The 1,555-nt window shown below is 64.4% G+C and carries 1 pseudogene; it reads left to right on the forward strand.

Annotation, left to right across the window (positions count from 1 at the left end):
* The first annotated feature begins 66 nt into the window (after positions 1 to 66).
* A pseudogene (locus tag NCS28_RS07075) lies at positions 67 to 1,547 on the forward strand (ISNCY family transposase).
* Positions 1,548 to 1,555: the final 8 nt, after the last annotated feature.

A 1,555-nucleotide genomic window follows, 5' to 3' on the forward strand; every position in this document is an offset into this window, starting at 1 on the left:
CTATTTACAGATGTCGGGTTTTTAACCGGTGGCAAGCTGGCGACTGTTCGTCAGCGGGAGTCCGCCATGTCACCGAACCCACCTGTGAGCTTGACCATGCGCGAATGGGACAGACTGAAGGTTATCGAGGCGGTAGTCGAGTCGGGTTTGAAGCCCGGACGCGCGGCAGAGCGTTTGGGCCTGACGGTACGCCAGATCGAGCGGCTGGTGACGCGCTATCGTGAGCACGGACTGCAAGGCGTGGCTTCGGGCAAGCGTGGCCGACCGGGCAATCGCAAGCTCGACGATGCCTGGGCGCAGCGCGCCGTGAGCATTATCCGAGAGCGCTACGCCGACTTCGGCCCGACTTTGGCGCGCGAGAAGCTCGAGCAATGCCACGGCATCCGGCTGGCCAAGGAAACGGTGCGGCATCTGATGACCGAAGCGGGCCTATGGGTGCCGCGCCGGCAGCGCCCGCCCAAGGTCTATCAGCCGCGCGCGCGCCGTTCGTGTCTGGGTGAACTGATTCAGATCGACGGCTGCGAGCATCGCTGGTTCGAGGCGCGCGCGCCACAATGCACGCTGCTGGTGTACGTCGACGACGCCACCAGCCGGCTGATGTTGCTGCATTTCACGCGCAGCGAGTCGACTTTCAGCTACTTCGAGGCCACGCGCGCGTACATCGAGCGCCATGGCAAGCCAGGCGCGTTCTATAGCGACAAGTTCACGGTGTTTCGCAATGCGCGCGCGGGCAAGACCGGCAACCCCATGACGCAATTTGGCCGGGCCATGTACGAGCTCAACATTGACACCTTCTGCGCCAATTCGAGCCCGGCCAAGGGTCGCGTGGAACGCGCGCATCTGACCTTGCAGGACCGGCTGGTCAAGGAATTACGCCTGCGCGGCATCAGCACGGTGGCGCAAGCCAACGCCTATGCGCCCTGCTTCATGGCCGACTACAACGCGCGCTTTGCCAAGCCACCGAGAAGCGACCATGACGCGCATCGTTCACTGCGCGCCGACGAGAGTCTGGAGCGGGCGCTGACGTGGCGCGAAGCGCGACGGGTCACCAAGACGCTCACCGTGCAATACGACCGCGTGTTGTATCTGCTGGAAGATACCGACGCGAACCGCGCGCTGATCCACCGTGACATCGAGGTGTGGGAATATCCGGACGGACGCACGCAGTTGCGGGCCGGCGAGCGGGCGCTGGTATGCCGGCAGTACGACCGTCTCACCGAGGTCGATCAGGGGGCGATCGTCGAGTGCAAGCGTCTCGCGCACGTGCTTGAGTTGGCGCAGGCGGTGCAGGCTCAGCGCGAGAACCGCAGCATTGGCACGGCGCCCTCGCGCACGCATCGCGGCGCGCAGGTACGCACGCCACGCCGCGCATCCGGCACCAAGAAACAGCGCGAGCTCACGCAACAGGACTTGGAGGCAACGATGATCGCGCTGCATGAACACGAACGCGGTGCCGCGTCAGTAAAAACAGCTCGGCGCTCAGCAAACGGGAAAGTCGACGCACCCGCGCCCTGCCCGTTCGACCCTGCATCTTCAACACCGTGTGAGAGCAAAA

Source organism: Caballeronia sp. INDeC2, assembly GCF_023631325.1.
Taxonomy (GTDB): Bacteria; Pseudomonadota; Gammaproteobacteria; order Burkholderiales; family Burkholderiaceae; genus Caballeronia.